Source organism: Aneurinibacillus danicus (assembly GCF_007991215.1).
Classification (GTDB): Bacteria; Bacillota; Bacilli; order Aneurinibacillales; family Aneurinibacillaceae; genus Aneurinibacillus; species Aneurinibacillus danicus.
The window spans coordinates 1-524 of the sequence record NZ_BJXX01000297.1 but is presented as its reverse complement, the minus strand read 5'-3'; the positions used below and the strand labels follow the sequence as shown (position 1 = coordinate 524).

Here is a 524-nt window from a genome sequence, read left to right as displayed (position 1 = left end):
GCAAGCGTAGAATTCGGCGCTAAAATCGCGATCAGTCTGGTGAACGGATATGCCTTGATGGAAAAGCTGCAGTGGGATAATTACAATGAAGGTGTTACCTTGCAGAACGCTGTTGAAACCTATTACAAGCGCTTTGGTTACTATCCGGAAGCAGTACTTGCCGATAAGATCTATCGCACACGCGACAATCTTCGTTACTGCAAGGAACATGGCATCCGCTTGAGCGGCCCCCGCCTGGGGCGTCCATCAAAAAAGGAGCAGACCGAGCAAAAACAGAAAGCTCGGCAGGATGCCGCTGAACGAAACGCTATCGAAGGTAAATTTGGAGAAGGCAAGCGCCGTTATGGACTTGGTCTTATTCGAGTACGCCTTCAGCAAACCAGTGAAACCGTCATAGCCCTTCAGCTGCTCGTGATGAACCTGGAGAGACGGTTACGGCTTCTCTTTTTCACTTTTTTCAGATGGTTTTTTTCAAGCGTTACGCTGCGTGTTTCAATAAGATAACGAATTGTTCAGCAAGCCCT

General features: G+C 48.3%; 1 protein-coding gene. It reads left to right on the top strand.

Annotated features, from left to right (window positions below; genetic code table 11):
• On the top strand, nt 1-504 hold a 504-nt coding region (locus ADA01nite_RS21830; protein ID WP_146812523.1), incomplete at its 5' end, for a transposase.
• Between the last annotated feature and the right edge of the window lie 20 nt (nt 505-524).